The sequence below is a fragment of the Streptomyces sp. SID14436 genome (assembly GCF_010548465.1).
Lineage (GTDB): Bacteria > Actinomycetota > Actinomycetes > Streptomycetales > Streptomycetaceae > Streptomyces.
The window spans coordinates 1-2,486 of the sequence record NZ_JAAGMD010000812.1; the positions used below are offsets into that span (position 1 = coordinate 1).

Genomic DNA, 2,486 nt, shown 5'->3' on the forward strand with positions numbered 1-2,486 from the left:
AGCAGGGCGGCCAGCGCGGCCAGCCGGCCCCGGCCGCGCTCCTCCCAGCCGGGCCCGTACGCGGCGCCCGCGACCGCTTCCAGCTCCGCCACGAACGCCTGCGCGTCGCCCGGCCGTTGCCCCGGGTCCTTGGCCAGCCCGCGACGCACCAGCGGCCGCAGGGCCTCGGCCACCTCGACGTCGGGGACGGGCGCGTCGACGTGGCGCAGCGCGAGTTCCGCGACGTTCTCGCCCGGGTAGGGCTTCCGGCCGGTCAGGCACTCGAAGAAGGTGGCCGTCGCCGCGTACACGTCGGTGGCCGGCGAGGCGGGCTCGCCCCGCCACTGCTCGGGCGCCATGTAGGCGGGGGTTCCGGCCACCCCGGCGCGCGTTCCCGCGTCCGCCGCGATGCCGAAGTCGACCAGTTTCGAGGCCCCGTCGGGGGTGACCAGGACGTTCTCCGGCTTGTAGTCGCGGTGGACCACCCCCGCCCGGTGGGCGTCGGCCAGCCCCAGCAGCGAACCCTTGAGAACCGCCAGCGCCGCCTCCGGCTCCAGCGGGCCCTGCCGGGTCAGCAGGGCGCGCAGGGGGACGCCGTCCACCAGTTCCATCACGATGGCCGCGCCGTCCGGGCTCTCCACGTACTCGTACAGGCCGGCGACGTACGGGCTGTCCAGGCCGCCCAGCAGCCGTGCCTCCGCGCGGAAGTCGTGCACGAAGCCGGGGCGGGTGTGCAGTGACGCGCTGAGGTACTTCACCGCCACGGGCACACCGGTGTCCTCGTGCACGGCGAGAACGACCCGGCCGCTCGCCCCGGCCCCCAGTTCCAGCGACTCGGTGTACCCCGGTACCGCCCATGTGCTCATCGATCCCCCCGGACCGCAGTCCGTCCCCCGGAGTATGGCGCACCCCGGGGCATCCGGCCCTCGCGAACACAGACACGATTCAGGCCACCGCGGTTGCGGTCCCGGGCCGACCGGCGGTCCGGGCCACCGGAGCCCCGGCGTCCGCGGCGACGGGCGGCAGAGCCGCGGGCACCCTGCGCGCGTCCGGTTCCGAGGGCTCCCCGCCCCGTCTTTGTCCTGTGAGTGGAAAAAGTGGGGGGCAATTCCTGCACGACTTCTTCCCAGCCCGGGCAGCCGCTGCTACGTTCCCTTCCGAAAGCAGGCCGCACACGTGGCCGGAATCCGGTGCGCGATGCCGATCGAGGCGGGGAGGGGCTCGTGAGACGCATGACAGCCCGACCCGCGAACGCCCATCAGGCCCGGCTGCTGCGGCTGTTGCGCGACGGCGGCCCCAACTCCCGCGCCCAGCTCGGCGACCAGGTCGACCTCTCCCGGTCCAAACTGGCCGTGGAGGTGGACCGGCTGCTGGAGACCGAGCTGGTCGTGGCCGACGGCCTCGCTGCCTCGCGCGGCGGACGGCGCTCCCACAACATCCGGCTCAACCCCCGTCTGCGCATGCTCGGTGTCGACATCGGCGCGACCTCGGTCGACGTCGCCGTCACCAACGCCGAGCTGGAGATCCTCGGACACATCACCCAGCCCCTGGACGTGCGCGAGGGACCGGTCGCGGTCTTCGAGCAGGTCCTCGCCATGGCCGCCAAGCTGCGCGCCTCGGGACTCGCGGAGGGGTTCGACGGCGCCGGCATCGGCGTCCCCGGCCCGGTCCGCTTCCCCGAGGGTGTCCCGGTGGCCCCGCCGATCATGCCGGGCTGGGACGGCTTCCCCGTGCGGGAGGCCCTCAGCCAGGAACTCGGCTGCCCCGTCATGGTCGACAACGACGTGAACCTGATGGCGATGGGCGAGCAGCACGCGGGCGTCGCCCGCACCGTCGCCGACTTCCTCTGGGTCAAGATCGGCACCGGCATCGGCTGCGGCATCGTCGTCGGCGGCGAGGTCTACCGCGGGACGACCGGCAGCGCGGGCGACATCGGGCACATCCAGGCCGTGCCCGACGGACACCCGTGCGCCTGCGGCAACCGGGGCTGCCTGGAGGCCCACTTCTCCGGCGCGGCCCTCGCCCGGGACGCCACCGAGGCCGCCCAGCAGCAGCGGTCCCCCGAACTCGCGGCCCGGCTGGAGGCGAACGGCACGCTCAGCGCGGCCGATGTCGCCGCCGCTGCCGCCGCGGGCGACGCCACCGCCCTGGACCTGATCCGCGAGGGCGGCAACCGCACCGGCCAGGTCATCGCCGGACTCGTCAGCTTCTTCAACCCCGGCCTGGTGGTGATCGGCGGCGGGGTGACCGGCCTCGGCCACACCCTGCTCGCCGCGATCCGCACCCAGGTCTACCGCCAGTCGCTGCCCCTGGCGACCGGCAACCTCCCCATCGTCCTGGGCGAGTTGGGCCCCACCGCAGGAGTCATCGGCGCGGCCCGCCTCATCAGCGACCACCTGTTCTCACCCGCCTAGGCACCCCGCACCACGGCACACCCGCACCACCGGCACACCCGCGCCACCGGCACACCTGCACCACCGGCACACCTGCACCACCGGCACACCCGC

The 2,486-nt window shown here is 74.3% G+C and carries 2 protein-coding genes; one reads left to right on the forward strand and one right to left on the reverse strand.

The annotated features are described in order from the left end of the window. Positions 1-845, reverse strand: an 845-nt coding sequence (locus tag G3I53_RS29825; protein ID WP_164438959.1) for a serine/threonine-protein kinase, incomplete at its 3' end; no start/stop codon positions are given. Positions 846-1,211: 366 nt separating this feature from the next. Here G3I53_RS29825 and G3I53_RS29830 point away from each other — a divergent pair. After that, positions 1,212-2,393: an ROK family protein gene (locus G3I53_RS29830; protein ID WP_164336293.1), complete on the forward strand. Its 1,182-nt coding sequence runs from the start codon at positions 1,212-1,214 to the stop codon at positions 2,391-2,393. Positions 2,394-2,486: the final 93 nt, after the last annotated feature.